Genomic DNA, 25,609 nt, shown 5'->3' on the forward strand with positions numbered 1-25,609 from the left:
GGAAGGGAGCAAACTTGAACGCAGGTTTAGGCTGCGATTTCAAGGTACTCGACGATGCTTGACGGTTGGGGAACGGGCAGACCATCTTCAATGAGCCCCTCGATGTGGAAGCCGATGGCTTCGCGTATTTCTCGCTCGGTTTCTTCGACGGTAGCGCCGGTAGCGACACAACCGGGTAAATCCGGCACATAGGCTGAATAATTATTTTCCGCCTTCTCGACAACGATTGCGTAACGCATAGGATTAGTCCTTTTAGTGTGAGCCATTGGAAAGCCTACGTTGATAGGCCTTGAGGCCGAAATATGCCACCCAAGGAACAACACATGCGGCGAAAATCCCAACGGCGCTTTGATTTACCAAGAATGTCTCAAAGTCTTTCGGCGTCGAGGGAGAGCGAAGCAAGAATTGAAACAGCAAGTAGACTAACGCGCCACCGGCGAAGGCAGAAATTGGGCCAACCGTAAACCAAGCGAGGCGCAGGAACCCGCCATGCGTGGACAGGCGCGAAATCAGCACGCTGGGCCAAACTATAACGATGGCGAAGAGAAGCGTGCCCATGAGAGGCCTAGCTCGGGGGCGCAAGCAGGGTTAGAGTGGTCATAGCCAGACACCTGTAACCGCCATGCCGCCAAGAAAAAAAGCGAAAGCAAGCCAAAGCAGATTGATACCTTGAAAAAGATGAATTGCTCTCTTGCCTTGAAAACGCCAGAGGGAATAGGCGATAAGAGCGACTGGCACAACCAGAAGAAGACGGAACATTTCGCCTAGCTCTGGGCGAGGAGAACCGATCATGCCAACCAAAACGGCGCCTATGCAAAGGACGGAAACGGTTGCGCCATGCAGCGAAACGGCAATGCGCTGGGCAAGCGACTCAGTAGCCGGCGAAGCGCGGAAATAGACAAGGCTTATAACCAGAGGCACAGACGCGGCCACCAACCAGAGCATCACTGCAGTCTTGAAAGTAAGCATGGGACTTGGTAGCTCGAAAGCAAAATTAAAGGGGTCAGCTTCGCATTATTTGCGTGAATCACGCTCATTTCTCAATTCCTTTGGAAATAAATTCGAAGCTGCCCCCTTTGACCTGTTGATCGGCATGGTCGTCCGTGTTGATGACCGGGTTAGGGGTTGCACACCGCAAGGTTAAGGCTTCAATTAAAGGGGTCAGCTTCGCATTCTTTTTCTGAATCACACTCATTTCTCAATTCCTTTGGAAATTAATTCGAAGCTGACCCCTTTAACCCGCTTTAACCCGCGCAGGGTTAGGCCGAGCGCCGAACTTCGCGAACCGAACGGTGACCAGCTTTGTAGAGTCCATTTACTTCGCCGTCCAATGATGAGCACCGCACAGCGTAACCATCCAACAGTACCTTGTGCATCATGGTTGTTTCATCGACTTCTTCGCTAGCTTTTTTGGTATTTCCACCGGTTCCTCCCGGGGATATTCGAAATGCAATTTTTCCAGTTTCGCGGCATTTCATTTTCACAGGGTAGATTTCTTTCCCTGATTTCAGAACGAAACAAAATGCGCGCGAGAAGCGGTCTTGATCTCTGGCCACAACATGATCCTTTGATGTCTTTAGTTTTCCAGCATTTTTCTTGAAATTACATTCATAACATTCTGCCTGGATATTTGAGATGGCATCAGAGCCTCCGTGGAATATAGGGATCTTGTGACCTTTGGTCCACGTATTCTTGTACCGTGAGTCCGGTCTGGGCGGCACTTCCGGCCAATTTCGGCCGCACACTGCACATGTCGGGCTTCTCGCGAGCAATGCTTCCCATTCTTCTTTCGTGTGGGAACCTCCATTCGCCTTTATTCGTTCAGCGCGGACGATAGCTCTCTTGTTTCTGCAATCCATGCAGCGATTCCAGCTATTGAATCTTGAACTGCCACATTTGGTACAAGTCGGCATAAAGGGCGTAGGCTCAACGTTGTAGCTCCGCCGACGGACAAGTTGTAGCTGGCCGGTCCTCTGGAGCGAGCAGTTAGAACACGACATGCGTCACTGCAGCATTGCCGTTTGCAGGTCGGCCAGAAATTGTTCAATATTGGTTTTGACGGATCGCACAAATGCTAGACGTGCGCGAACCGCACCGACGAATGCCTCACTTGTTTCCGCCGATCCGTGGGATTCGATCGTTTTCGAGTATGCGTCTACTCCCGTCTCACGATCCATCAATCTATATCGGGCAGCTATATCGTAATCAACGGTAGCAAGGCCATTCATCTCTACCTTTTGTATCTCCACAATCAAGGAAATTTTCCTCTGCGCGTTGTCCCGAAAAATTAGACTTTGACTGAGCGCATCATTTAGAGCCGTCTCCCACTGACGAGTGATTGGAACCCCAGTCCCCGTGGATGTTTGGTAGAACTGATCCCCGATGGTGTTCTCAACTCGGAACCAGTTCACGTCCCCCGTCCGCTGATTCGTCGGCGCGGTCTTGACAGTGATCGTTTTTAGCTCGGCGTCGAACTTTCTTTTGGACTGCATTACGGTGTCGGGATTGAATTCCAATGGCGAAGGAGTAGCGCAGGCCGCCAACAAGCTCGCCAAGCAAATGACCATTGCTGTTTTTATCATTTTGGATATGTTTCCTGAGTTCTAACGATATATGCGATGCAATTATAGAGGCTCAATCCGCTGCATGACAGCAGGTTTGTTGCGGGGCATGCCGGTTTATCTGCATGCAATCCGGGCAGGCATGGCGAAAAGTGGATCAACCCCGACCTTCGGGGGTAAGATTGCAGCAACCAACTCCTGCTAACGAGTCCACGATGGCCCCAAAAGAGGCCCTGCAAGGCACTGAAGCCAGCGTTGTCAATTCATTGCACATTGCAACCTACAATATCCACAAAGGCTTCTCGCAGTTCAACCAGCGCCTGGTGCTGCACGAGCTGCGCGACCAGCTGCGCGCCATGCAGCCGGACGTGGTGTTTCTGCAGGAAGTGCAGGGCGTGCACCTGTTGCACGCCGAGCAACACGACGGTTGGCCGGAGGAGTCGCAGTACGAGTTTCTTGCCGAATCGATCTGGCCCGAGTTCGCCTACGGCAAGAACGCGGTGTATCCCGAGGGGCATCACGGCAACGCCATCCTGAGCCGCTACCCCATCACGCGCTGGGAGAACGTCGACATCTCCGCCCATCCCTCCGAGCAGCGCGGCCTGCTCCACAGCGAAATCCAGGTTCCCGGCTGGGACCGCAAGCTGCATTGCATCTGCGTGCATCTCGGCCTGTTCGCCCGCTGGCGCAGGAAGCAGATGCATGCGCTGCGGGAGCATATCGAGCGCCTGGTGCCGCCGGACGAGCCGCTCATCATCGCCGGCGATTTCAACGACTGGCGCTTCGAGGCGTGCCGTTTCATGGTGCGCGAAATGCACCTGAAAGAAGCCTTCGAGCAGGTGCACGGCATGCCGGCACGCAGCTACCCATCGCGCTTGCCGGTGCTGCACCTCGACCGCATTTACGTGCGCGGGCTGCGGGTGAAGAGCGCCCAGGTGCATTCCGGGCACCCCTGGTCGCGCATTTCGGACCATGCGCCGCTGAGCGCGGTTTTCTCGCGCGCATGACCCAGTTTCTCGACGGCAATCAGGTCAGCCTGCTGTGTAATGGCGCCGAATACTTCCCGGCGCTGGTAGCCGCGATCGACCAGGCGGCACGGGAAATCTACCTGGAAACCTACATTTTCGAGTACGACAGCACCGGCAGGGCAATTGCCGCGGCGCTTAAGCGCGCGGCGCGGCGCGGCGTGACGACTCACTTGCTGCTCGACGGTTACGGCGGGAAAACCTTGCCGCGCGAGGCAATCGAAGAAATGCGCGGCGACGGGGTGCAGGTGCTGATTTACCGCCCTTCGCTCGCCAAGTTCCGGCGCAGCAGCTACCGCCGCCTGCACCGCAAGATCGTGGTGGTGGACAGCCGCGTCGCCTTCGTCGGCGGCATCAATATCATCGACGACATGGATACGCCCGGCCAGACGCCGCCGCGCTACGATTACGCGGTCAGGGTGGAAGGGCCGCTGTTGCCGCAAATCTACGAGGCGGCGAGAAAGCTGTGGGGGCTGGTCTCCTGGTCCCAGCTCAAGCGGCGGCGCCGCCGCCAGCCGCCTGCCTTCAGCCCCGTTCCGTCGGGCGACGTGAGCGCGTCATTCGTGATCCGCGACAATATCGGCCACCGCAAGGACATCGAGGAAGCCTACCTGGACGCGATCAACAATGCGCGTTCCGAGATCGTGCTCGCCAACGCCTATTTCCTGCCCGGGCGCCATTTCCGCCAGGCGCTGATCCAGGCGGCGGCGCGCGGGGTGCGGGTGGTTCTGCTGCTGCAGGGGCGGGTGGAATATGTGCTGCTGCACTACGCCACGCGCGCCTTGTACGGCGTTTTCCTGGATGCGGGGATCGAAATCTACGAGTATCACCGCAGCTTCATGCATGCCAAGGTGGCGGTGGTGGACGGCAACTGGGCCACGGTGGGTTCGTCCAATATCGATCCCTTCAGCCTGCTGCTGTCGCGCGAAGCCAACGTGCTGGTAGACGACGCCGGTTTTGCCGCGCGACTGCGGGCAAGCCTGGAGCAGGCGATGGAAGAGGGCTCGCGCGTGGTGACGTCGGCGCACTGGAAGCGCCAGCCGCTTCACCTTAGGCTGTTTTCCTGGCTCAGTTACGGCGGGGTGCGCCTGCTGGTCGGCGTCACCGGCTATGGCAGGAAGGGCGCCTGAGCCGGAAGCAATCAGAGGTTCCTAATGGCTGTTCTCGATGAATTGCGGCTTCAGCTTCCAGTACACCAGCAGGAACGCGATTGCGGAAAAGGCGGCTGCAATGGTGAACGTGGTCTGCGGGCTCAGGGCGTCCCAGGTATAGCCCGCGTATAAGCCCCCCAGCGTTCCGCCGGCGCCGAAAGACAGGCTGTTGTAGAGCGCCTGCCCCTTGGCCTGATGCTTGCCGCGGAACAGCCGGTGGATGACCTCGATCCCCGCCGCCTGCCAGGAGCCGAAGGTCGCGGCGTGCAGGACCTGGGCGAACAGTACCAGGCCCACCGAGCTGATCCCCCAGCCAATGATGAGAAAGCGCAGCACGCCCAGGGCGACGCTTGCCAGCAGAATCTGACGCAGGCTGAAATGGCGCATCAGGCGCGGCATCCACAGGAACACCAGGATTTCGCTCACGACCCCCAGCGCCCATAGCCAGCCGACGCTGCTTTTGGAATAGCCGTGGTCTACCAGGTAGATGGAGTAGAAGGTGTAGTAGGGGCCGTGGGCGGCGGCGTTGAAAAAGCTGGCGGCGAAAAACGCCAGCACCACCGGCTGCTTGATGACCTGCCATACCGGCAACTGATCGCTGGCATGGGGCATCACCCGGGCTTCCGGAATGTGGCGCGCGAGCAGCGCCAGGCCCAGCATCATGCCGAGGATCGCCCACAGCAGGAAACGGATCGGCGCGAAATCCAGCACGTAGCCCAGCCCCACCACCGCGAGGATGAACCCGACCGAGCCCCACAGGCGGATGCGGCCGTATTTTTCCGTGCGCTCGCCGAGGTGGCTCAGCGTGGTGGCCTCCACCAGCGGCAGCGAAGCGCTCCAGAAAAAACTCATCAGCGACATTACCGCGAACAGCCACAGGAAACTGGTGCCGAAGAACACGCCGACGTAAGCCACCAGGCTCAGGGTCGCAGCGATCTGCACGATGGCGACGCGCTTGCCGGTATGGTCGGCGAACCAGCCCCAGATGTTGGGGGCGAAGATGCGCATCACCTGCAGCAGCGACATCAGCACGCCGATCTGGAAGGCGTTGAATTCCAGCGACTTGAGGTAGAGCCCCCAGAACGGCGACATGGCGCCGACGAAGGCGAAGTAGAAGAAATAGAAGCCGGACAGGCGCCAGTAGGGGAGGGAATGCATTGGCCGAATTTTAACATGCCGGGCTGCTCAGGGACCGGCGCGGAGTATGGCGCGAACCTCATGACCACCGCCCAAACCAATTTTCGTCAACTTCACGCGCTGGACAAACTTTCGCCAATTCAATTAATATCCCTCCTCCAAACAGGAGTTAAAGGTCTCGAAATACGCAAGTCGCCGGCACTGGTCGCACTGCGGTAATGGGGCGGAAATGGGGATGCGATACATGGTGTTCATACGATGAGTGCAGCGGAAAATCTGGCGGAAGAGCGCCATATCACGGTCTACATCATGGGCAAGGCCTACGAGGTGCCGGCCGAGGCGACCATCATGGGCGCCATCGAGTATGCCGGCCACCAGATCATCCGCGGCGCCGGCTGCCGCGAAGGCTATTGCGGCGCCTGCGCCACCATCTACCGCCTGCCCGGCGACTACAAGATACGCACCGGCCTGGCCTGCATGACCCTGGTCGAGGACGGCATGACGCTGGCCCAGATCCCCTCGGTTCCCGCCGAAAAGGCGATCTACGACATCGAGAAACTCAAGCCCGACGTCAGCGCCATGATGCAGGTGTACCCCACGATTTTCCGCTGCGTCGCCTGCAACACCTGCACCAAGGCCTGCCCGCAGGGGCTCCAGGTCATGGATTACATCCAGGCCGCCAAGCGCGGCGACATCGCGGCGGTGATGGATTTGTCCTTCGACTGCGTCGAGTGCGGGCTGTGCATGCTGCGCTGCCCGGCCGAGATCACGCAACCGCTGGTCGGCATCCTGGGGAAACGTCTTTACGGCCGCTATCTGCGCAAGGAAAGCCCGGATCTGGTGGCCAAGGTCAAGGCCGTGGAGGACGGCGCCTTCGAGGCGGAATATGCCGAGATGATGGCGCTGAGCCGCGAGGCCTTGTCCCAGCGTTACTACGCCCTCGACAGCGAATAAGAGAGGAATCAGATGTATCCAGAATACATGGCGGAATCGTTGCGCAAGGTAGCGCAAACGCGCCCGGGACGTTTGGAACTGGCGCGCAAGCCCGCCCCTGTCTATCCGCCCATGAACGCCGAGGAACGGCAAGCGGTGCTGGAAGGCTTCCACCCCGATTACGAACCCAGCGCGCGGCGCCCGGTGCGCGTCGGCCCCAACCGCGGCGAGACGCTGACCACCGAGGTCGCCGACCTGCTGGAATCCCACTCCTGGCTGCGCAGCGAACAGGTGGATCTCGAACACCCGGATTTCGAAACCGATCTGCTGATCATCGGCGGCGGCGGCGCCGGCTGCAATGCCGCGCTGGTCGCCATGCAGGAACACGGCATGCGCTCCATGATCGCCACCAAGCTGCGCATGGGCGACTCCAACACCATCATGTCGCAGGGCGGCATGCAGGCCGCGGTGTCGGCCACCGACTCGCCCACCCGCCATTTCCTCGACGCCATCGGCGGCGGCCACTTCGAGAACAAGCCCGAGCTGGTCAAGGCGCTCACAGAGGACGGCCCGGCCGTGGTGAAGTGGCTGGAAGACCTGGGCGTGGTGTGGGACAAGGAAGAAGACGGCTCGATGCAGGTGCTGCACGGCGGCGGCACTTCAAGAAAACGCATGGTGTCGTGCCGCGACTACACCGGCGCCATGATCATGCGCACCCTGATGGACGAGGTGCGCAACCATCCCGACATGATCACCATCAAGGAATTCATGCCGGCGGTGGAGCTGATCATGGACGACGAAGGCCGCTGCGCCGGCGCGATCCTATACAGCATGGACAGCGAGGAATTCTTCACCGTCAAGGCGAAATCCACCCTCATCGCCACCGGCGGCTACGGCCGCCTGCACATCCGCGGCTACGACACCACCAACCACTACGGCGCCACCGGCGACGGACTGGTGATGGCCTACCGCGCCGGCGCCAAGCTGATGTACATGGACTCGGTGCAGTACCACCCGACCGGCGCGTCCTTTCCCGAGCAGATCGCCGGCTTCCTCATCACCGAAAAAATTCGCGGCGCCGGCGGCCAGCCGCTCAACAAGGACGGCGAGCTGTTCGTCTTCCCGCGCGAGCCGCGCGACATCGAGGCCTCGGCCATCATCCGCGAATGCGTGCAGAACGGCGGCGGCGTCGAGACCCCCTCGGGGCGCCTCGGCGTGTGGCTGGACTCGCCGCTCATCGACATGCTGCACGGCGAAGGCTACGTGGCCCACCAGTTCCCGGCCATGTACCGCCAGTACATCCGCTACGGCATCGACATCAACAAGCTGCCGATGCTGATCTACCCGTCGCTGCACTACCAGAACGGCGGGGTCGAGATCAACGAGCGCTGCGAGACCGATATCCCCGGCCTGTACGTGGCGGGCGAAGCCACCGGCGGCCTGCACGGGCGCAACCGGCTGATGGGCAACTCGGTGCTCGACTACAACGTGTTCGGGCGGCGCGCCGGACGCTATGCCGGCGAATACGCCAAGAGCGTCAAACTCGGTCGGCTCAGCCTGGCGCATCTCGACAAATTCGAGCAAGAGCTGGCGGATTCCGGCGTACAAACCGACCTGGTGACGCCGATCCTGCTGCCCTCCTACGCGCCCAAGGACGTCAAGAAACGCCGCCTGGTGCGCGGCGGCAACGTGCTGCCCGGCGCCTCGGTGCTGCACAACCGGCTGCACGACGAAAGGTCCGGCAACTGATGAGCCACATCGACGACAGAGTGATAGAGCTGGCGCGCACTGCGCTGAGCCTGGAATTCGGCGGCGAGCATTTCTACCGTCATGCCGCCGAGATGACCCAAAATCCGAGCGGCAAGGCGATGTTCCTGCGCCTGGCGGAGGAAGAAAATACGCGCCGGGACGATACCCACACGCTGTTCGGCGCGATCATTGGCGCAGACGCGTGGCAACAGCTGGTCGCCGAGGAGGCGAAGTATGCCCACCCCTCGAAAGTGGTGGCCGAGCTCGAAGCCGCCGTCGCCCACCGCGGCCACGCGCTGGTCGCCGACGACACCCAGGCGCTGCGTCATGCCATGGATCTGGAGCGGCGGGCGATTCACCTGTTCGAGGAGCTGGCCACCCATACCCACGACCCGGTAATCGTCGGGCTGATCGGCAAGATGGCCGACGAGGAGCGCCTGCAGTACGACCTGCTGCAGGCCCAGCTGGACAGCGTGCTGAACGTCGGCTTGTGGCTCGACCAGCCGGAATTCCGCATGGACGGGAAGTTCTGAGGATGGCGCACATCACGAACGTTTTTCCCTCTCCCCAACCCCTCTCCCGCAAGCGGGCGAGGGGCTTTAGATTCGTCTTCTCCCCTCGCCCGCTTGCGGGAGAGGGGCCGGGGGAGAGGGCCGCATGAATACCACCCTATGCATCTCCTCGATTCGCCCTGGCAGCCCTTTTGTTGCGCTGATTGAAAAGATCAGCGGCCAGAATCTGCTGGCCTGCTACCAGTGCGGCAAGTGCTCCGCCGGTTGCCCAATGGCGCCCCACATGGACGTGCTGCCCAACCAGATCATCCGCCTTGCCCAACTCGGGATGAAGGAGAAGCTGCTGACCACGCGCTCCATCTGGGTGTGCGTGTCCTGCATGACCTGCAATTCGCGTTGCCCCAAGGACATCCGCATCGCCGAGGTGTTCGAGGCGTTGCGCGAGATGGTGCTGCGCGACGGCAGCCGCGACGACCGGCTGGATGTCCGCGAGCTGTCCCCCGAGGCGCGCGGCGCATTGCCGCCGATCGCCATGATCAGCGCCATGCGCAAGCTGACTTCCTGATATGGGAAATGAAAACACAACGATGAACCTAAAAACCGCAATTCAAGCCACAGAGAACACAGAGGTCACAGAGATGAAGCGGGTTTCGCCTATTTTACCAATTCACCTGAAGCCAGTATTTTTTGCAAGTTATTGTTTTTACTCTGTGAACTCTGTGTTCTCTGTGGCTAAATGAGTTTTCAAGGATGAAACTGATTTACTACCCCGGCTGCACGCTGAAGAACCAGGCCAGAAACTTCGACGTTTCCACCGTTTCGTCGATGGCGGAGCTGGACGTGGAGGTCGAGGAACTGGCGCGCTGGAACTGCTGCGGCACGGTGCATGCGCTGGCCTCCGACGACGTCATGCACCGCATGGCGCCGGTGACCAACCTGATCCGCGTCAAGGAGGCCAATGCCAGCGAGTTCATGACCTCCTGCGCGATGTGCTACAACACCCTGAAGCGCGCCAACATCGACGTGAAGAAGCGCGCCGATGCGCTCGAAACCATCAACCAGTTCCTTTATCTCGAAGAAACCAAGTACGCGGGCGATGTCGACGTGCTCCACCTGCTCGAATACCTGCGCGACCGCGTCGGCTTCGACAAGCTGGCCGAAAAGGTGAAAAAACCGCTCACCGGCCTGCGCGTGGCCTGCTACTACGGCTGCCTGCTGGTGCGCCCGAAGGAAGTCGCCTTCGACGATGCCGAGAACCCGGTGGTCATGGAGAACCTGATCTCCGCCCTCGGCGGCACGCCGGTGCCCTTCCCGCAGAAGACCGAATGCTGCGGCGCCCACCATACGGTCGGCAACCCGGAGATCGTCGCCGAGCGCACCGACAAGATCATGGGTTCGGCGCACGAGCAGGCGGCCGACCTGGTGGTGGTGAGCTGCCCGCTGTGTGCTTTCAACCTGGATTTCCGCCAGGACGACGCGCGCCGTCTCAACCCAGACTTCCACCATCTGCCGGTGCTCTACTTCACCCAGCTGATGGCGCTGGCGTTCGGCTGCGACGACGCGTCGCTGCGTTTCGACCTGCACCACATCGACCCGCTGCCGGCCCTGGCGGCGCGCGGACTCGCCTGAGGAAAACGATGTTTTTCAACGATCTCAAACCGGTTCAGGGCAAGGTCCACATCAACAACGCCTGGTGCAAGGGATGCGGCTTCTGCGTGCAGTTCTGCCCCACCAACGTGCTGGACGTTTCCCCCGAGTTCAACGCCAAGGGCTACCACCCGCCCTATGTGAAAAACCCGGATGACTGCCGCTACTGCATGTATTGCCAAATGATCTGTCCCGAGTTTTCCATCTTCGTGACCAGGCTCGATGAAAATGCGGACGCCGCAAAAGAGGAAGCAAAAAAATGAACTTTGTTAGCGCAGACCCCAGGGGCGTCGATGCCGGCCCGCACTTCATGGACGGCGACCACGCCCTCGCCGAAGGCGCGCTGGCGGCAGGTTGCCGCTTCTTCGCCGGCTATCCCATCACGCCCTCGACCGAAGCCGCCGAGCGCTTCGCCGAGCGGGCGCCCGAAGTCGGCGCGCTGTTCATCCAGATGGAGGACGAACTGGCTTCCATCGCCGCCCTGATCGGCGCGGCCTGGGGCGGCAAGAAGGTGATGACCGTGACCTGCGGCCCCGGCTTCTCCCTGATGGTGGAAAACATCGGCCTGGCGGTCATGACCGAAACCCCGCTGGTGATCGCCAACGTGCAGCGCGGCGGCCCGTCGACCGGCCTGCCCACGCTCACCGCCCAGCAGGACATGATGCAGGCGAAATGGGGCCCGCATGGCGACAACGCCATCATCGCCCTGTCGCCGGACAGCCCGCAGGAATGCTTCGATCTCGCCATCGAAGCCTTCAACCTGTCGGAGTTCTACCGCGTGCCGGTCATCATCCTGACCGACGAAACCGTCGGCCACATGCACGAGAAGGTGGTGATACCGCCCGCCGACCAGATCCAGGTAGTGCCGCGCAACAATTACAGCGGCCCCAAGGAAGACTTCCGCCCCTACAAGTTCGACGGCCAGGGCGGGCATCCCATGACGCAGGCGGGCGACGGCTACAACTTCCACATCACCGGCTTGGTGCACGACGAGCGCGGCTACCCGGTCATGACCCCCGAGCAGGGCAAGACCGTGGTCACCCACCTGATGGAAAAGATCAACGGCAATGCCGACAAGATCGTGCGTCTCGCCGAGGATCAGGTCGACGGCGCCGATGTGGTGGTGGTGTCCTACGGGATTACCTCGCGCATCGCGGTGAAAGCCATCCAGGATGCGCGCAACGAAGGCATCAAGGTCGGCTCGCTGCGCCTCATCACCATCTGGCCGTTCTGCGAGACGCGCATTCGCGAACTGGCAGGCAAGGTGAAGGCCATCGTGGTGCCGGAGATCAACTACGGCCAGATGGTGCTCGAAGTGGAGCGTTGCGCCGCCGGAAAATGTGAGGTGATCAGCGTCAATCACTGCGGCGGCGCGGTGCACGACCCGGAAGTGATCCTCGACGCCATCAGAAAGGCCAGCAAATGATTACTGATCTCGGACAATTCAAGGAAGACAGCCCCATGTCCGGCACCCTGCGCATGGAGCGCATGCCGCATATCTGGTGCCCCGGTTGCGGCATCGGCTCCGAGGTGAACGCCTTTGCCGAGGCGGTCAAGCGCAGCGGCATCGACCCCAAGAAACTGGTCGTGGTGTCGGGCATCGGCTGTACCGGGCGCGTGGCGGGCTACGTCGATTTCGACTCGATCCACACCACGCACGGCCGCGCCATCCCGGTGGCCACCGGCATCAAGCTGGCCAACCCCGAGCTGACGGTGGTGGTGTTCAGCGGCGAGGGCGACCTGACCGGCATCGGCGGCAATCACCTGATCCACGCCGCGCGGCGCAACATGGACCTGGTGGTGATCTGCAACAACAACTTCACCTACGGCATGACCGGCGGCCAGGTCACGCCGACCACGCCGTCATCGGCCATCGCCTCGACCACGCCCTACGGCAACTACGAATACCCGTTCAGCCTGCCGTTCCTGGCGGACGCCGCCGGCGCCACCTACGTCGCGCGCTGGACGTCGATGCACGTGCGCAACCTCACCCAATCGATCGAGGAGGCGCTGGCGCGCAAGGGGTTCTCCTTCATCGAGGTGATCTCGCCGTGCACCACGCTGTATCTGCGCCGCAACCGCCTCGGCGACGGCGTCGACATGCTGCAGAACTACCAGGAAAACACCGTCCTCAAGCACGGCTGCGACACCCGCGAGACGGCCATCGACTTCTCGGGCAAGATCGTCATCGGCAAGTTCGTCGAGAAGGACAAGCCCACCTACCTCGAAGCGGTCGACAAGTGCTGCGTCAAGCTGGTGGGCGACGATTACCAGCTCTATGGCAAGACCGTACCCGAGCGGGAAGCCGAGGAAAAGGCCGAGAAGGAGCGCGTTGCCGCGCGCCGCGCCGCCGTGCTGGCGGAAGAAGCGGAAGCGAACGAATGAGCACCCAGGAAATCCGGTTTTCCGGCTTCGGCGGCCAGGGCATCATTCGCTGCGCCCTGATCACCGGCAAGGCGCTGTCCCTCTACGACGACAAGTTCGCCACCATGACCCAGAGCTTCGGCCCGGAGGCGCGCGGCAGTGCTTGCGCGGCGCAACTGGTGGTGTCCGACGAGCGCGTCCTCTATCCCTACATCACCCAGCCGGGGATACTCATGGCGCTGTCCCAGGAGGCCTACGACAAGTATTACGGCGAGCTGCCCAAGGGGGGCGTGCTGATCGTCGAACAGGACCTGGTGAAGCTGCATTCCGACCATGCCGACCTCGCGCTGATGCGGGTGCCGGCGACCCGCTTCGCCGAGGCGCTGGGCAACCGATTGTTCACCAACCTGGTGGCGCTGGGCTTCTTCACCGCGGTGACCGAGGTGGTGACCGCCGATGCCATGAAAAAAGCCCTGCCCGGCCTGGTTCCCGACCGTTTCCTGAAAATCAACCTCAGGGCGTTCGAAAAAGGCTACGAACACGGCCTCCAGCTCATGGGCCAGGGCGCCGCCGAGAGTGTGTCATGACCAAGAAGCGCACCGGCGTTTTCGTCTGCCACTGCGGCAACAACATCGCCGCCACCGTCGACGTGGCGCGGGTGGCGCGGGAGATGTCCGCAGAGGAGAGCGTGGTCTACTCCCAGGACTACGTCTACATGTGCTCGGACCCGGGCCAGAACGCGGTGATCAATGCGATCAAGGACAACCGCCTGGACAGCGTGGTGGTCTCCTGCTGCTCGCCGACGCTGCACGAGAAGACCTTCCGCGACAACGCCAAGATCGCCGGCATCAACGGCTTCACCTGCGAGATCGCCAACATCCGCGAGCAGTGCAGCTGGGTCCACAAGGATCGCGGCGAGGCCACCGAAAAAGCCATCAAGATCTCGCGCAGCGCCGTGCGCCGCGCGGGCCGCAACCAGTCGCTGGAACCGATCGGCATCGGCGTGACGCGGCGGGTGATGGTGATCGGCGGCGGCATCGCTGGCATCCAGGCCGCGCTCGACATCGCCAACGCCGGCCTGGAAGTGATCCTGGTCGAAAAGGCGGCGACCCTCGGCGGCCACATGCTCCAGCTGTCCGAGACTTTCCCCACGCTGGACTGCTCGCAGTGCATCCTCTCGCCCAAGATGGTGGAAGTGTCGCGCCACCCGAAAATCAAGGTGATGACCTACTGCGAGGTGCAGGAAGTTTCCGGTTCGGTGGGTAACTTCAAGGCCAAAATCCTCAAGAAGCCCACTTTCGTCGATCCCGAAAAATGCAAGATATGCAACGACTGCGCCAAGGTGTGCCCGGTCGTGGTGCCGAACGAATACGAGCTCAATCTGTCCGCCCGGCGCGCCATCCACATTCCCTACGCACAGGCCATCCCCGCCAGCTACACGCTCGACATCGAGGCCTGCCTGGGGCTGAACCCGGTGGTGTGCGGCAAGTGCAAGGACGCTTGCGAGGCCGGGGCCATCGATTACGACATGCGGCCCGAGACGGTGGTCGAGGAAGTCGGCGCCATCGTGGTGGCCACCGGCTTCGACCTCTACGGCCAGGAAAACCTCGGCGAGTACGGCTACGGCAAGGTCGAGGACGTGCTCGACGGCCTGCAGTTCGAGCGCCTGTGTTCGGCCTCGGGGGCGACCAGCGGCCACATTCTGCGGCCCTCCGACCACCAGGTGCCCAAGGATGTGGTGTTCATCCAGTGCGCCGGCTCGCGCGATCCGGCCAACCACTGCGCCTACTGCTCCAAGATCTGCTGCATGTACACCGCCAAGCACGCCAGCCTGTACAAGCACCACGTTCCGGACGGCCGCGCCTACGTGTTCTACATCGACATCCGCGCCGGCGGCAAGGGCTACGAGGAGTTCGTGCAGCGCACCATGGAGGACGACGGCGCCATCTACCTGCGCGGCCGAGTCTCCAAGCTCTACCGCAAGAACGGCAAGATCAAGGTGCTGGGCACCGATACCTTGTCCGGCCAGAACGTCGAGATCGACGCCGACATGGTGGTGCTGGCGCTGGCCATGCAGCCCTCCAAGGGCACCGAAGAGATCGCCAAAACGCTCAAGATCGGGCGCGACAAGGACGGTTTCTTGGCCGAGGCCCATCCCAAGCTGAGGCCGGTCGAAAGCGTCACTGCAGGCATCTTCCTGGCGGGCACCGCCCAGGGACCGAAAGACATCCCGGAAACCGTCGCCCAGGCCGGCGCGGCGGCGGCCAAGGTGATCGCGCTGCTGTCGCAGCCGACCCTGAGCCATGCGCCGACCGTCGCCAAGGTGCGCCGTTCCCATTGCACCGGCTGCAAGATGTGCGTCACCGCCTGCCCCTACCACGCGATCCGGCTGGAGAATGGCAAGGCGCTGGTGAACGAGGTGCTGTGCGAAGGTTGCGGTAGCTGCACCGCCACCTGCCTGCGCGCCGCCATCGAGGTCAAGAACGTCACGCAGTTGCAGGTTTTTGAAATGATCGAAGCGTGTCTCAGTACTTGAGGAAATAAGAGAATGTAGGGTGCAATAACCGAAGGGCATTGCACCAACATCACGGCAAAACATCCGGTGCAATGCGCTACGCTTATTGCACCCTACGCAGCGAGGAAAGAAATTCCGATGTCGGAACAGCAAACATACGAACCCAGGATCGTCGCCTTCCTGTGCAAGTGGTGCTCGTCGGCGGGCAGCGATTTGGCGGGCGTCTCGCGCATCCAGTATCCGGCCAACGCCACGCCGATCACCGTGCCGTGCTCGGGCAGCATCTCGCCGATGTACATCCTGTCGGCCTTCAACAAGGGCGCGGACGGCGTGCTGGTGTCGGGCTGTCATCTCGGCGATTGCCACTACATCGAGGGCAACTACCTGGCGCGGCGCAAGATCCAGCTGGTCAAGGAACTGCTCGAATTTGTCGGCGTCGAGCCGGACCGCTTCCGCATGTCCTGGGTATCGGCCGCCGAGGGCGCCAAGTACGCCGAGGTGATCAAGGATTTCGTCGCCGACCTCAAGCCGCTCGGGCCGCAGGAAAAACTCAAGGCGGACCGCTCGTGATCAATCTTCAGGACATCCGCGACACCGCGCGCGACCTCCTCGCCAGCGGCGAAGTGCGCGCCGTCATCGGCTTCCGCAGCGGCAGCCGCGGCATGGCCGCCGAACCGGCTTTCATCACCCGCCCCGAAGAGGCCGACGAGCTGGTGTGGGACCCGACCTGCTTCCACAACCTGGCGCTCTACCTGGTCGAGGACCGCAAGTTCCAGGCGCACGCCCGCGCCAACCCGGCGGCACCGATCGCCGTCGTCGCCAAGGGCTGCGACGCGCGCGCCATCGTGGTGCTGCTGCAGGAACACTACTTCAAGCGCGATCAGGTCTACATCATCGGTGTGTCGTGCGAAGGCAGCGGGGTGCTGGACGAACGCAAGCTGGCCGGCCACCTCAACGGTTTCCCGGCGACCAGCGCCGCCTTCGACGGCGACGATTTCGTGTTCGTCACCGCGCAGGGCGAGCAGCGCTTGCCGGCGCGCGAGGTGATGGCGGAGCGCTGCCTGGAATGCCGCGAGCCTTATCCCCGCGAGCACAACGTGGTGCTCGGCGAGAACAGGAGCGGGCGCGAACTGGCACTTCCCTTCGCCGCCCTTACGCGCTTCGAGGCGCAGAGCCCCGCCGAGCGCTGGGAGTTCTGGCAGCGCCACTTCGAGCGCTGCATCCGCTGCTACGCCTGCCGCTCGGTGTGCCCGATGTGCTTCTGCGACGAGTGCGTGGTCGACAGCATCACTTACCCGGTGACGGCGGAAACCACGGCCGAGGAAAAAGCCAACCGCGTGCGCTGGATCGAACGCTCGGCGACACGCTCCGAAAACATCACCTACCACATGACGCGCGCCATGCACCTCGCCGGTCGCTGTGTCGACTGCGGCGAATGCGAGCGCGTCTGCCCGGTCAACATCCCGTTGCGCTTGCTCAACAATAAGATGGAGCGGGAAGCCCGCGAACGCTTCGGTTACGAGCCGGGCGCAAGCATCGGGGGGCCGTCGCTGGTGGCCTCGTTCCGCGACGACGACCCCGGTCAATTCATCAGGTAAGTCATGGAAAAAATATTACACAAGGAACGCCTGGACGACTGGATCGCCGCGCTGAGCGACAGGGAGATTCTTTCTCCTGCGCTGGAAGACGGCGTGTGGGCATTCCGCCCCGCCGGCGCTGCCGTCCGCCTCGATTATCCCAACACCACGCAGCCGCCCAAGGGGCTCGCCTTTCCCCAGCGGGAAGTGTTTTTCTCCTTCGAGCAGGTCAAGGGCGAGGCGCCGCTGCTGCGGCAAACCCTGCCGCAGGTGGCGCAGCGCGTGGTGTTCGGCGTGCGCCCCTGCGACGGCCGCGCCGTGCCGCGCATGGACAAGGTGTTCAGCGATCACGTCGAAGACCCGTACTACTGGGCGCGGCGCAAGCAGGTGGCCTACGTCGGCCTGGCCTGCCAGCAGCCGCCGAGCAGCAACTGCTTCTGCCAGTCGGTCGGCGGCTCGCCGGTGTCCAGCGACGGCCTCGACGTGCTGTTGACCGACCTGGGCGAGCGCTACTTCGCGGCGGCGGTCAGCGAGACCGGCAAGGCGCTGATGATGGCGGGCGAGAGCCTGTTCGAGGCGGCGACCGACGCCGACCGCGCGCAGCTGCAAGGCGCGCACGCCGCGGCGCTGGCCCGGCCGCAACGCGCGGTGCGCGATCCCGACGCGCTGCCGTCCAAGCTGAAGGCGAGCTTCGACTCGCCGCTGTGGGAAGAGCTGGCGCGCGCCTGCATCGGCTGCGGCATCTGCACCTTCCTGTGCCCGACCTGCCATTGCTTCGACATCAACGACGAAGTCACCGGCGCGGCGCCGCTCAAGGGCAAGCGGGTGCGCACCTGGGACACCTGCCAGTTCCCCGACTTCACCATGCACACCTCCGGCCACAACCCGCGCGAGAACAGCGGCGCCCGGCTGCGCCAGCGGGTGAGCCACAAGTTCCAGTATTTCCACGAGAATTTCGCGATGCATCAATGCACGGGCTGCGGCCGCTGCGTCACCGGATGCCCGGTGGGGATCGACATCGTCTCCGTCGTCAACAAGGTGGCCGAACATGCAGGATAACGTCTATCTTCCGCAACTGGCGCGGGTCGTCCGCATCGCCGACGAGGTCGCCGGCGAACGCGCCATCAAGACCTACCACGTCGAACCGCTGGACAGCGCTGGCTTCGAACACGCGTGCGGCCAGTGCGCCATGCTCTCGATCTTCGGCCGCGGGGAAATGATGATTTCCATCGCCTCCTCGCCGCTGGTCAAGGAATACAAGCAATTCACCATCATGCGCACCGGGCGGGTGAGCCTCGCCTTCCACGAACTGGCGGTGGGCGACGTGGTGGGCATGCGCGGCCCCTACGGCAACAGTTTCCCGATTGAAGCGTGGCGCGGCAAGAACCTGGTCTTCATCGGCGGCGGCGTCGGCCTGGCGCCGATCTGGCCGCTGATCACCACGGCGATGGCGCAACGCGGCGACTTCGGGGACATCGGCGTGTTCTACAGCACGCGCTCCAGCAGCATCATGTACCGGGCGGAACTCGAAGCGCTGCGCGGCCAGGCCGACGTCCACCTGGAAGGCTGGCGGACGCATCAGGCCGGCGTGGCGGCCGGGACCGCCGAGCAGACCGTCACGGCCGAGAATAGCGTCGCGGTGGTGTGCGGGCCGCCGGCCATGATCAAGTCGGTGATCCAGAACCTGTGCCAGCTGGGGTTCGCGGACGAGCAGATCTTCACGACCCTGGAAAACAAGATGAAATGCGGCGTGGGCAAATGCGGCCGCTGCAACGTCGGCAAGGACTACGTGTGCGTCAAGGGGCCGGTCTATTCCTGGGCTGAGCTGAAGAAGCTGCCGCAGGAGTATTAACGTGAAACTCGCGCAGCGAGCCTTCGTCCCCCTCTCCCGCAATCGGGGGAGGGCAGGGGTGGGGGGCGGGCATGGCGAGTTTCACAGTCTGGGGCTGCACATTCGCCATGACCGTCAGGCGGCTTTGCCCGGTATCCTTGGCGTCTTGCACACCACATCGGCATTCTGCGCGCGCTGGCGCAGGGCGTGGTCCATCAGCACGATGGCCAGCATGGCCTCGGCGATGGGCGTGGCGCGGATGCCGACGCAGGGGTCGTGGCGGCCGTGGGTTTCTACCATGATGGGCTCGCCCGCCAGGTTGATGGAGCGGCGCGGGATGCGGATGCTGGAGGTGGGCTTGACGGCGAGGTGGGCGACCACGTCCTGGCCGCTGGAAATGCCGCCCAGGATGCCGCCGGCGTGGTTGGAGAGGAAGCCCTGCGGCGTCAGTTCGTCGCCGTGCTCGGAGCCTTTTTGCGTCACGCAGCCGAATCCCGCACCGATTTCCACGCCTTTCACCGCGTTGATGCTCATCAGGGCGTAGGCGATGTCGGCGTCGAGGCGGTCGTACACCGGTTCGCCCCAGCCCACCGGCACGTTCTCGGCGACCACGGTCAGTTTGGCGCCGATGGAATCGCCTTCCTTGCGCAGCGCGTCCATGTAATCCTCGAGCTGCTGGGTGTAGCTGGAATCTGCGACGAAGAAGGGGTTCTGCCCGACGTCCGCCCAATCCTTGAACGGCACTTCAATCGGCCCCAGCTGCGAAAGGTAGCCGCGCACCACGATGCCGTAGCGCTGCTGCAGCCACTTTTTCGCCACCGCTCCGGCGGCCACGCGCACCGCGGTTTCCCGCGCGCTGGAACGGCCGCCGCCGCGGTAGTCGCGGAAGCCGTATTTTTGCGTGTAGGTGTAGTCGGCGTGGCCGGGGCGGAAGGTGTCGGCGATGTTGCCGTAATCCTTGCTGCGCTGGTCCTCGTTGCGGATCAAGAGGGCGATGGGGGTGCCGGTGGTCTTGCCTTCGAATACGCCGGAAAGGATTTCCACCGTGTCCGACTCGCGCCGCTGGGTGACGTGGCGCGAGGTGCCCGGCTTGCGCCGGTCGAGGTCGAGCTGGATATCCGCGGCGGAAATTTCCAGCCCCGGCGGGCAGCCGTCCACCACGCAGCCGATGGCGGGGCCATGAGATTCGCCGAAGGAAGTGACGCTGAACAGCTTGCCGAGGGAATTGCCGGACATGATGCGGACTCGAATAAAATGACTGCAAAGTTTAACATAAGCGCTTCTCCCACTCGAAGCCTCTAGCCATGACTACTAAATCCAGCGATTTGCTGAAACAACTGCTGCAGCGCAAGCAGCAGGCGCTGCAATGGCAGTCGGCAAGCAAGCCCGGCAACAAGCTGGCCAACAAACAAAACCGCTGGCAGCGTTTCAATCGCTACGTGTGGGACAAAAAACAGGGATGACTATGGAGCAGAAAAGCGTGCTGATCACCGGCTGTTCCAGCGGCATCGGCTTGTGCGCGGCGGAAGGGCTGGCCAGGCGCGGTTTCCGGGTGTTTGCCACGGCGCGCCAGGCAGCGGACGTGGAGATGCTCGCGGCGCGCGGCCTGGAAAGCCTGCAGCTGGACATTGCCGATTCGGACTCGATCCGGCGCGCGGTGGACGAGGTTTTGCACCGCACAGGCGGCACGCTCTACGCGCTGTTCAACAACGCCGGTTACGGCCAGCCCGGAGCAGTCGAGGACTTGCGCCGCGAGGTGCTGCGCGAGCAGTTCGAGACCAACGTGTTCGGCACGGTGGAACTCACCAACCGCATCATCCCGGTGATGCGCGCCCAGGGCGGCGGACGCATAGTCATCAACAGCTCCATCCTGGGCTACATCGCGCTGCCTTTCCGCGGCGCCTACAACGCCAGCAAGTTCGCGCTGGAAGGCATTGCCGACACCCTGCGGCTGGAGTTGCGCGGCAGCGGCATCCACGTTTCTCTGATCGAGCCCGGACCGATCACTAGCCGTTTCCGCGCCAATGCGCACGAAATGTTCAAGCAGCGCATCGATGCCGAGGCGAGTTTCTTCCGCGACACCTACCGGGCGATGGAAAACCGCCTCACCAAGCCCGGCCCGGCGGCGCCCTTCACCCTGCCGCCGGAGGCGGTGCTGGAAAAGCTGATCCACGCGCTGGAAAGCGGGCGGCCCCGAATCCGCTACCCGGTGACCTTCCCGGCGCACCTTTTTGCGGTCTTGAAGCGGGTGTTGTCAGGGGCTGCGCTGGACAGTGTGTTGGGCCGCGTGGGCAAGGACGAAAACCGGTAATCCAGTTTCTTGTCGCACTTCTAACCTGAGCCCGTATATGGCTAACTTGCGCAAAAGCGGTAGGTATTGCGTCCCCCCGCCTTGGCGGAATACATAGCTTTATCGGCAAGGTTCACAAGACTGTCCTCGTCTTCCGTGTCGTCGGAAAAACGCGCGATACCGATGCTCACCCCGATGCGTACGTCGTGTCCGTCCAGTTCATAGGGTAGCGATACCGTCCTGATGATTTTTTCAGCGATCCGACCGATGTCTTCCCGTTTGCGCAGATCGTAGAGTAGGACGGTGAACTCATCTCCGCCCAGGCGAGCTACGGTATCGCTTTCCCGCACGCACTGGCGCAGCCGCTCCGCCACGCTTTTTAGCAGCAGATCCCCGATGTGATGGCCCAGGGTGTCGTTCACCTGCTTGAAACGGTCCAGGTCGAGGAACATGAGCGCCAGGCCGACCTTGCTGCGCTTGGCAAGGCTGAGCGCCTGACGTAAGCGGTCGTAGAACAGGGCGCGGTTGGGCAAATCGGTCAGCCCATCGTATTGGGCCTGGTGGCTGATCCGCTCCTGGGTGCGCTTCAGGTCCGTGATGTCCTCGTGGATGGCGATAAAATGCGTGATCTTGCCAGTGGCATCTGTTAGCGGCGTAATCGTCTGCATGACGGTGTAAAGGCTGCCATCCTTATTTCTTTCCACCGTTTCGCTGCTCCATACTTCCCCGTTGTTAATGGTCTGCCACAAAGCCTGGTAATAGGCTTTGTCCTGTTGTCCGGATTTAAGTATTTTGGGCGACTGGCCGATGATTTCTTCTTCGCTATAGCCACTGAGGCGTGAAAAGGCCGCATTCGCCCATTGGATGTGTCCCTCGTGATCGGTCACCATCACCGCGTTGGCGGCAGATCCCAGCGCCATGCCAAGCAGTCTGAGCTGTTGCTGATCCATACCCATTTCCAGGACTATGGCGATGCGGTTAACGATGCCAACAAGGCGATTTACGATGGTTGGATTCGCGAAAGACGTCGAGTCTCTGGAGCAAAGGGTGAAAGCGCCGTAAATTTCCCCATGCACCGTCAAAGGAATCGCGAGGATGGCCTGAAGCTCATATTCGCAGGCGATACCAGCCCATGCCTGAAAGTGTGGATCGTTACAGTTATATGTCAGTGTCTGCTCGGTTCGAATTGATGCTCCGGTGGGGCAAAGACCCCGAGGGTTATAGTCCCAACGCACCATCGCTGCGCTTAGGCGTTGAGCCAATTCTTTTGCACTGCCTGAAAAGGAAAGGATGCTGACTGTCCCATCCGGCTCCTTACGCCCAAGCCAGGCCATGTCCAGATTGAACAGTTGCACCACCTGCGTACAGATAAATTCCAGGATGCCATCAAGGGTTTCTCCCCGAAGCACTTTCTGGTTGATGGCGGAGAACAGGTTTTCGATAGCCTCAAGCAAGCGCTGCTCTGTGACATCCGTGGAGTAAACGGCAACGCGATCGATTTTTCCGTCCATATCAATCACGGGGTAAAGGGAATTCACCATACGCATGCCGTTGCGCTCGTCTTCCAATATATTCGGCAAGCCATTCTGTGCAGTCTTTTCCAGGCGTTCGCGGCGCACGTTTGCCACCTCTGGAGGCATCAGGTCGAAAATATTCTTGCCCAGCAACTCGCTCGGTGTGCCTCGCAGGCGCTTTGCGCCGACCTCGTTGATGGCGAGGATGGTGCCATTTCGTTCCAGCAGCAGCGCGGATTCCCGTGCGGCGTCGAGCAGCGCCCGCTGGTTCCGCTCCAGTCGGTCCTGGGTCGCCATGGCCAGCTTGCGTTCGGAGATGTCCTGGAAGGACGCGACGGACCCCACAATTTTTCCGTCCCTGACGATGGGGCTCGATGTGATGGATACGGGGATTGTCGTCCCGTCTTTCCGCACCAGATTGTCGTCGAGGGCGCGGTATGTCTGTCCGGTAACAATGGTGTTGTGAATCGGGCAGGAATGGGCGGGAATCGGGGTTCCATCCATGCGCTCGTAGTGGAAAGTCTCGTGCCCATTCCTGCCGATGAGTTCCTCCCGGGTCCATCCCAGCAGGCGCTCCGCCTCGGGATTGACGAAGGTCACCTTGCCGTTCCCATCCAGCACGTAAACCCCTTCTCCCAGGGTAGAGGTGATTTCGCGTAACTGGTTTTTGCTCTCCTGTTCCTTCCTGTAATGCTGCATCAAATTGAAAGAGAGCCAGCCAACGGCGACCAGGAGGCCAAGCATTACCGCGCTATCGATCAGCGCATTGCGGCGCCATTCGGCCAGTACGTCCTGTTTGGACAAGCCAACCACGACCACCAGGGGCAGATCGCCGACCTGGCGATAACTGAAGATACGTTCGGTACCGTCAACGCTCGATTTGCCCGTAATCGTGCCTTTGACGGGGTTGATCTGCAGCGCGGCGGCGATCGGGCCGCCACGTACCGACTTCATGCGTTGCCCCTCGCTAAGGGGGAAGCGGGTAATGACATGAAGGTCTTTGCTCAACAGCGTAATGTTGCTGTTCTTGCCCAGATTCAAGGTGCTGAAGAAATCCTCGAAATACGACAAGGCGATGCCCGAACTGACGATCCCGGCAAAACTGCCGTCGGCATAATTCAGACGCCGGCTGAGCATGACTTGCCAGCCGTGATGGGTACGCCCCTCGATGGGCTCGGAAATATCCAGCCCGAGCGAAGGATTGTCGCGGTGGCGGATGAAATAAGCCCGATCCCCGTAGAAGGGACGGCTGGTTTTTTCTTCCAGGGAGCTGGCCAGACTATAGCCATCCGGCTGGATAACCCGCATCCTGAATATTTCCGGAATGCTTGACTTGAGCTTTTTCAGATAGGCGTGAGTCGCCTCGGCGGCATGCTTGTCATCAGGCTTTAGGATGACGTCTCCCGCCGCGTGCTGGAGCAGGACGTCCGTCTTCTGAATGACAGAGTTGATCTGTTCTTCAAGCACTCTGGCCATGTTCTGGCTGTCCGTCGTGGCACGCGCCAGTTTTTCGTCATAGCTCTGCTTCAGCCCGTTCAAGAACACGCCGATAAGGCCCAGCATCATAACGGACAAGGCAACAAGCCAAAGTCTGTTGCGCGTCATTATTGTTCTGCCGCTGTCATGAAAATAACCCGCCAGACATCAGGTGGACAGATTCAATGACACAACAGGGAGCTATCGGCTTCCCCGCTCTGCGCGATACGGTCGAGTTCCGCGAGCACTTTCATGCTGGCGTCTTCCATGGCGGCGATGGCGGCGAAGCCTTTCATGTACTCGCCGTCGTGGAACTGCCGGATCGCTTCCATGCCGCTGTCGTGGAAGCGCTTGTGCGGCTCGTCCACTTCGCGGAAACCGGGAAGTCTGGAGAAGCAGTCGTGTCCCTCGCCTTCGAAATACCACTTGCCGAGGCGGCAGTTGTGGTGGTCGGCGAACTCGCCCACGCCCTTGTCCGACAGGCACATGAAAACCTTGTACACCTCGAACTTATAGACCAGGTGGTCGATTTTCGTCACTTCCACGAAGCTGCGCAGCGCCGATGAGGCGATGACGCCTTCCATGATGTTGGAAAGCGTGAACAGGCGCTTCATGTTTTGCGTCGCTTCGTTGCCCTCCAGGCTGTAACTTTCCGTTTTTTGCGCCCATTCATCCATGTGGCTGCGTGCCTGCTGGGTTTCGTCCTGAATGGCGGACACCAGCCCGGAAATCTCGCTGGTCGCCTTGCTGGTGCGTTCGGCCAGCTTCCTGACTTCGTCCGCCACCACGGCAAAACCGCGCCCCTGTTCGCCGGCGCGCGCCGCCTCGATGGCGGCGTTGAGCGCCAGCAGATTGGTCTGGTCGGCGATTTCCCGGATGAGCTGGATAATGCCGCCGATCTGGCTGGCGCGCGAGCTGAGGTTGCCCACTTTTTCCGCCATTTCGTTGGTTTCGCGCGACATGGCCTGAAGGTTGGAGGAAATCTTCTCCATCGCCGCCTGGTTGGCGCCCGACATGGTGGAAGCTTCGATGGCGTTCTGTTTTTCGGTCTTCATCGCGTTGGCGATTTTGAGCTGGGAACGCTGGATTTCCATGAACGAGTTGGCGAATTCGCCCATGGTCTTGTAGATGCGGTTGCACTTTTCGATTTCGCCCTGCCACTCCGCAGCCTGCGCTTCGGCTGCAAGTTTTCCCTGGTGTTCGCGGTCGCGCTCGGCTTCAAGCTCCGCCACGCGGCTTTCCAGTTGCCGAGCCCGGGATTCCCAGGTCAGCGCATTTTCCTTACAACGTGAAAAAAACATTTGTTCTCCAGATTTTCCGTTAAAAC

General features: G+C 61.6%; 27 protein-coding genes and 1 pseudogene. 18 read left to right on the plus strand and 10 right to left on the minus strand.

Annotation, left to right across the window (positions count from 1 at the left end; translation table 11 throughout):
• Positions 1 to 26: 26 nt before the first annotated feature.
• The 5 genes from SKTS_RS03130 to SKTS_RS03150 all read right to left on the minus strand — a co-directional run bounded on the left by SKTS_RS03130 (position 27) and on the right by SKTS_RS03150 (position 2,582).
• A complete protein-coding gene (locus SKTS_RS03130; RefSeq protein ID WP_173060187.1) occupies positions 27 to 239 on the minus strand; it encodes a type II toxin-antitoxin system HicB family antitoxin in 213 nt (70 codons plus the stop codon).
• Positions 240 to 597: 358 nt separating this feature from the next.
• Positions 598 to 969, minus strand: a complete 372-nt coding sequence (locus SKTS_RS03135; RefSeq protein WP_173060190.1) for a hypothetical protein — start codon at positions 967 to 969, stop codon at positions 598 to 600.
• Positions 970 to 1,033: 64 nt separating this feature from the next.
• Positions 1,034 to 1,195, minus strand: a complete 162-nt coding sequence (locus SKTS_RS03140; RefSeq protein ID WP_173060193.1) for a hypothetical protein — start codon at positions 1,193 to 1,195, stop codon at positions 1,034 to 1,036.
• A gap of 64 nt (positions 1,196 to 1,259) precedes the next feature.
• Positions 1,260 to 1,859, minus strand: coding sequence for an HNH endonuclease signature motif containing protein (locus tag SKTS_RS03145; RefSeq protein ID WP_173060196.1), 600 nt, complete (start codon positions 1,857 to 1,859; stop codon positions 1,260 to 1,262).
• Positions 1,860 to 2,003: 144 nt separating this feature from the next.
• Positions 2,004 to 2,582 carry a hypothetical protein gene (locus SKTS_RS03150; protein WP_173060199.1) on the minus strand — a complete coding sequence of 193 codons (579 nt, stop codon included), beginning with the start codon at positions 2,580 to 2,582 and terminating at the stop codon, positions 2,004 to 2,006.
• Between the two features lie 194 nt (positions 2,583 to 2,776).
• Between SKTS_RS03150 and SKTS_RS03155 the strand changes: the two genes are divergently transcribed.
• Entirely contained in the window at positions 2,777 to 3,568 is a 792-nt protein-coding gene (locus SKTS_RS03155; protein WP_173060202.1) for an endonuclease/exonuclease/phosphatase family protein, read from the plus strand.
• A complete protein-coding gene (gene clsB, locus SKTS_RS03160; RefSeq protein ID WP_173060205.1) occupies positions 3,565 to 4,716 on the plus strand; it encodes a cardiolipin synthase ClsB in 1,152 nt (383 codons plus the stop codon). Before SKTS_RS03155 ends, clsB begins: the two co-directional genes overlap by 4 nt.
• A gap of 21 nt (positions 4,717 to 4,737) precedes the next feature.
• Here the strand turns inward: clsB and SKTS_RS03165 are convergent, their stop codons facing one another.
• A complete protein-coding gene (locus SKTS_RS03165) occupies positions 4,738 to 5,895 on the minus strand; it encodes an MFS transporter (protein ID WP_173060208.1) in 1,158 nt (385 codons plus the stop codon).
• A 237-nt stretch (positions 5,896 to 6,132) separates the two neighbouring features.
• Between SKTS_RS03165 and SKTS_RS03170 the strand changes: the two genes are divergently transcribed.
• From SKTS_RS03170 to SKTS_RS03235, 14 genes are all read left to right on the plus strand, one after another.
• A complete protein-coding gene (locus SKTS_RS03170) occupies positions 6,133 to 6,828 on the plus strand; it encodes a 4Fe-4S dicluster domain-containing protein (RefSeq protein ID WP_173060211.1) in 696 nt (231 codons plus the stop codon).
• Positions 6,829 to 6,840: 12 nt separating this feature from the next.
• Entirely contained in the window at positions 6,841 to 8,556 is a 1,716-nt protein-coding gene (locus SKTS_RS03175; protein ID WP_173060214.1) for an FAD-binding protein, read from the plus strand.
• Positions 8,556 to 9,089 (plus strand): ferritin-like domain-containing protein, encoded by a 534-nt coding sequence (locus SKTS_RS03180; RefSeq protein ID WP_173060217.1) that lies wholly within the window; start codon positions 8,556 to 8,558, stop codon positions 9,087 to 9,089. Before SKTS_RS03175 ends, SKTS_RS03180 begins: the two co-directional genes overlap by 1 nt.
• Before the next feature lie 124 nt (positions 9,090 to 9,213).
• A complete protein-coding gene (locus SKTS_RS03185) occupies positions 9,214 to 9,633 on the plus strand; it encodes a 4Fe-4S dicluster domain-containing protein (protein WP_173060220.1) in 420 nt (139 codons plus the stop codon).
• Between the two features lie 185 nt (positions 9,634 to 9,818).
• A complete protein-coding gene (locus SKTS_RS03190; RefSeq protein ID WP_173060222.1) occupies positions 9,819 to 10,697 on the plus strand; it encodes a CoB--CoM heterodisulfide reductase iron-sulfur subunit B family protein in 879 nt (292 codons plus the stop codon).
• Positions 10,698 to 10,705: 8 nt separating this feature from the next.
• Positions 10,706 to 10,978: a 4Fe-4S dicluster domain-containing protein gene (locus SKTS_RS03195; protein WP_173060225.1), complete on the plus strand. Its 273-nt coding sequence runs from the start codon at positions 10,706 to 10,708 to the stop codon at positions 10,976 to 10,978.
• On the plus strand, positions 10,975 to 12,141 hold the full coding sequence (locus SKTS_RS03200; RefSeq protein WP_173060228.1) for a 2-oxoacid:acceptor oxidoreductase subunit alpha: 1,167 nt from the start codon (positions 10,975 to 10,977) through the stop codon (positions 12,139 to 12,141). Before SKTS_RS03195 ends, SKTS_RS03200 begins: the two co-directional genes overlap by 4 nt.
• On the plus strand, positions 12,138 to 13,100 hold the full coding sequence (locus SKTS_RS03205) for a 2-oxoacid:ferredoxin oxidoreductase subunit beta (protein ID WP_173060231.1): 963 nt from the start codon (positions 12,138 to 12,140) through the stop codon (positions 13,098 to 13,100). Before SKTS_RS03200 ends, SKTS_RS03205 begins: the two co-directional genes overlap by 4 nt.
• Positions 13,097 to 13,666, plus strand: coding sequence for a 2-oxoacid:acceptor oxidoreductase family protein (locus tag SKTS_RS03210; protein WP_173060234.1), 570 nt, complete (start codon positions 13,097 to 13,099; stop codon positions 13,664 to 13,666). Before SKTS_RS03205 ends, SKTS_RS03210 begins: the two co-directional genes overlap by 4 nt.
• Entirely contained in the window at positions 13,663 to 15,615 is a 1,953-nt protein-coding gene (locus SKTS_RS03215) for a CoB--CoM heterodisulfide reductase iron-sulfur subunit A family protein (RefSeq protein ID WP_173060237.1), read from the plus strand. The genes SKTS_RS03210 and SKTS_RS03215 overlap by 4 nt, the downstream gene beginning before the upstream one ends.
• 117 nt (positions 15,616 to 15,732) lie before the next feature.
• Positions 15,733 to 16,164: a hydrogenase iron-sulfur subunit gene (locus SKTS_RS03220; RefSeq protein WP_173060240.1), complete on the plus strand. Its 432-nt coding sequence runs from the start codon at positions 15,733 to 15,735 to the stop codon at positions 16,162 to 16,164.
• Positions 16,161 to 17,192, plus strand: a complete 1,032-nt coding sequence (locus SKTS_RS03225; RefSeq protein WP_173060243.1) for a 4Fe-4S dicluster domain-containing protein — start codon at positions 16,161 to 16,163, stop codon at positions 17,190 to 17,192. Before SKTS_RS03220 ends, SKTS_RS03225 begins: the two co-directional genes overlap by 4 nt.
• Before the next feature lie 3 nt (positions 17,193 to 17,195).
• Positions 17,196 to 18,230 (plus strand): 4Fe-4S dicluster domain-containing protein, encoded by a 1,035-nt coding sequence (locus tag SKTS_RS03230; RefSeq protein ID WP_173060246.1) that lies wholly within the window; start codon positions 17,196 to 17,198, stop codon positions 18,228 to 18,230.
• Positions 18,220 to 19,023 (plus strand): FAD/NAD(P)-binding protein, encoded by an 804-nt coding sequence (locus SKTS_RS03235; protein WP_173060249.1) that lies wholly within the window; start codon positions 18,220 to 18,222, stop codon positions 19,021 to 19,023. Before SKTS_RS03230 ends, SKTS_RS03235 begins: the two co-directional genes overlap by 11 nt.
• Before the next feature lie 114 nt (positions 19,024 to 19,137).
• Here SKTS_RS03235 and aroC read toward each other — a convergent pair whose 3' ends face one another.
• Positions 19,138 to 20,238, minus strand: a complete 1,101-nt coding sequence (gene aroC, locus SKTS_RS03240; protein WP_173060252.1) for a chorismate synthase — start codon at positions 20,236 to 20,238, stop codon at positions 19,138 to 19,140.
• Between the two features lie 68 nt (positions 20,239 to 20,306).
• On the opposite strand from aroC, the gene SKTS_RS03245 reads away from it, so the two are divergent.
• Both SKTS_RS03245 and SKTS_RS03250 read left to right on the plus strand, forming a co-directional pair.
• Complete coding sequence (locus SKTS_RS03245; RefSeq protein WP_173060255.1) at positions 20,307 to 20,465, plus strand: hypothetical protein; 159 nt, start codon at positions 20,307 to 20,309, stop codon at positions 20,463 to 20,465.
• A gap of 2 nt (positions 20,466 to 20,467) precedes the next feature.
• The gene (locus SKTS_RS03250; RefSeq protein WP_173060258.1) at positions 20,468 to 21,313 is read left to right on the plus strand and encodes an SDR family NAD(P)-dependent oxidoreductase; all 846 of its coding nucleotides are present in this window, start codon (positions 20,468 to 20,470) and stop codon (positions 21,311 to 21,313) included.
• Positions 21,314 to 21,354: 41 nt separating this feature from the next.
• On the opposite strand, the gene SKTS_RS03255 is transcribed toward SKTS_RS03250, so the two are convergent.
• From SKTS_RS03255 to SKTS_RS19155, 3 genes and pseudogenes are all read right to left on the minus strand, one after another.
• The gene (locus SKTS_RS03255) at positions 21,355 to 24,411 is read right to left on the minus strand and encodes a sensor domain-containing diguanylate cyclase (RefSeq protein ID WP_173060261.1); all 3,057 of its coding nucleotides are present in this window, start codon (positions 24,409 to 24,411) and stop codon (positions 21,355 to 21,357) included.
• A 53-nt stretch (positions 24,412 to 24,464) separates the two neighbouring features.
• Positions 24,465 to 24,959: a CZB domain-containing protein gene (locus tag SKTS_RS18910; protein WP_425315641.1), complete on the minus strand. Its 495-nt coding sequence runs from the start codon at positions 24,957 to 24,959 to the stop codon at positions 24,465 to 24,467.
• Positions 24,939 to 25,583 (minus strand): annotated as a pseudogene (locus tag SKTS_RS19155) (methyl-accepting chemotaxis protein); the annotation flags it as partial. The gene SKTS_RS18910 and the pseudogene SKTS_RS19155, both read right to left, overlap by 21 nt.
• Positions 25,584 to 25,609: the final 26 nt, after the last annotated feature.

This window comes from Sulfurimicrobium lacus (assembly GCF_011764585.1).
GTDB lineage: Bacteria > Pseudomonadota > Gammaproteobacteria > Burkholderiales > Sulfuricellaceae > Sulfurimicrobium > Sulfurimicrobium lacus.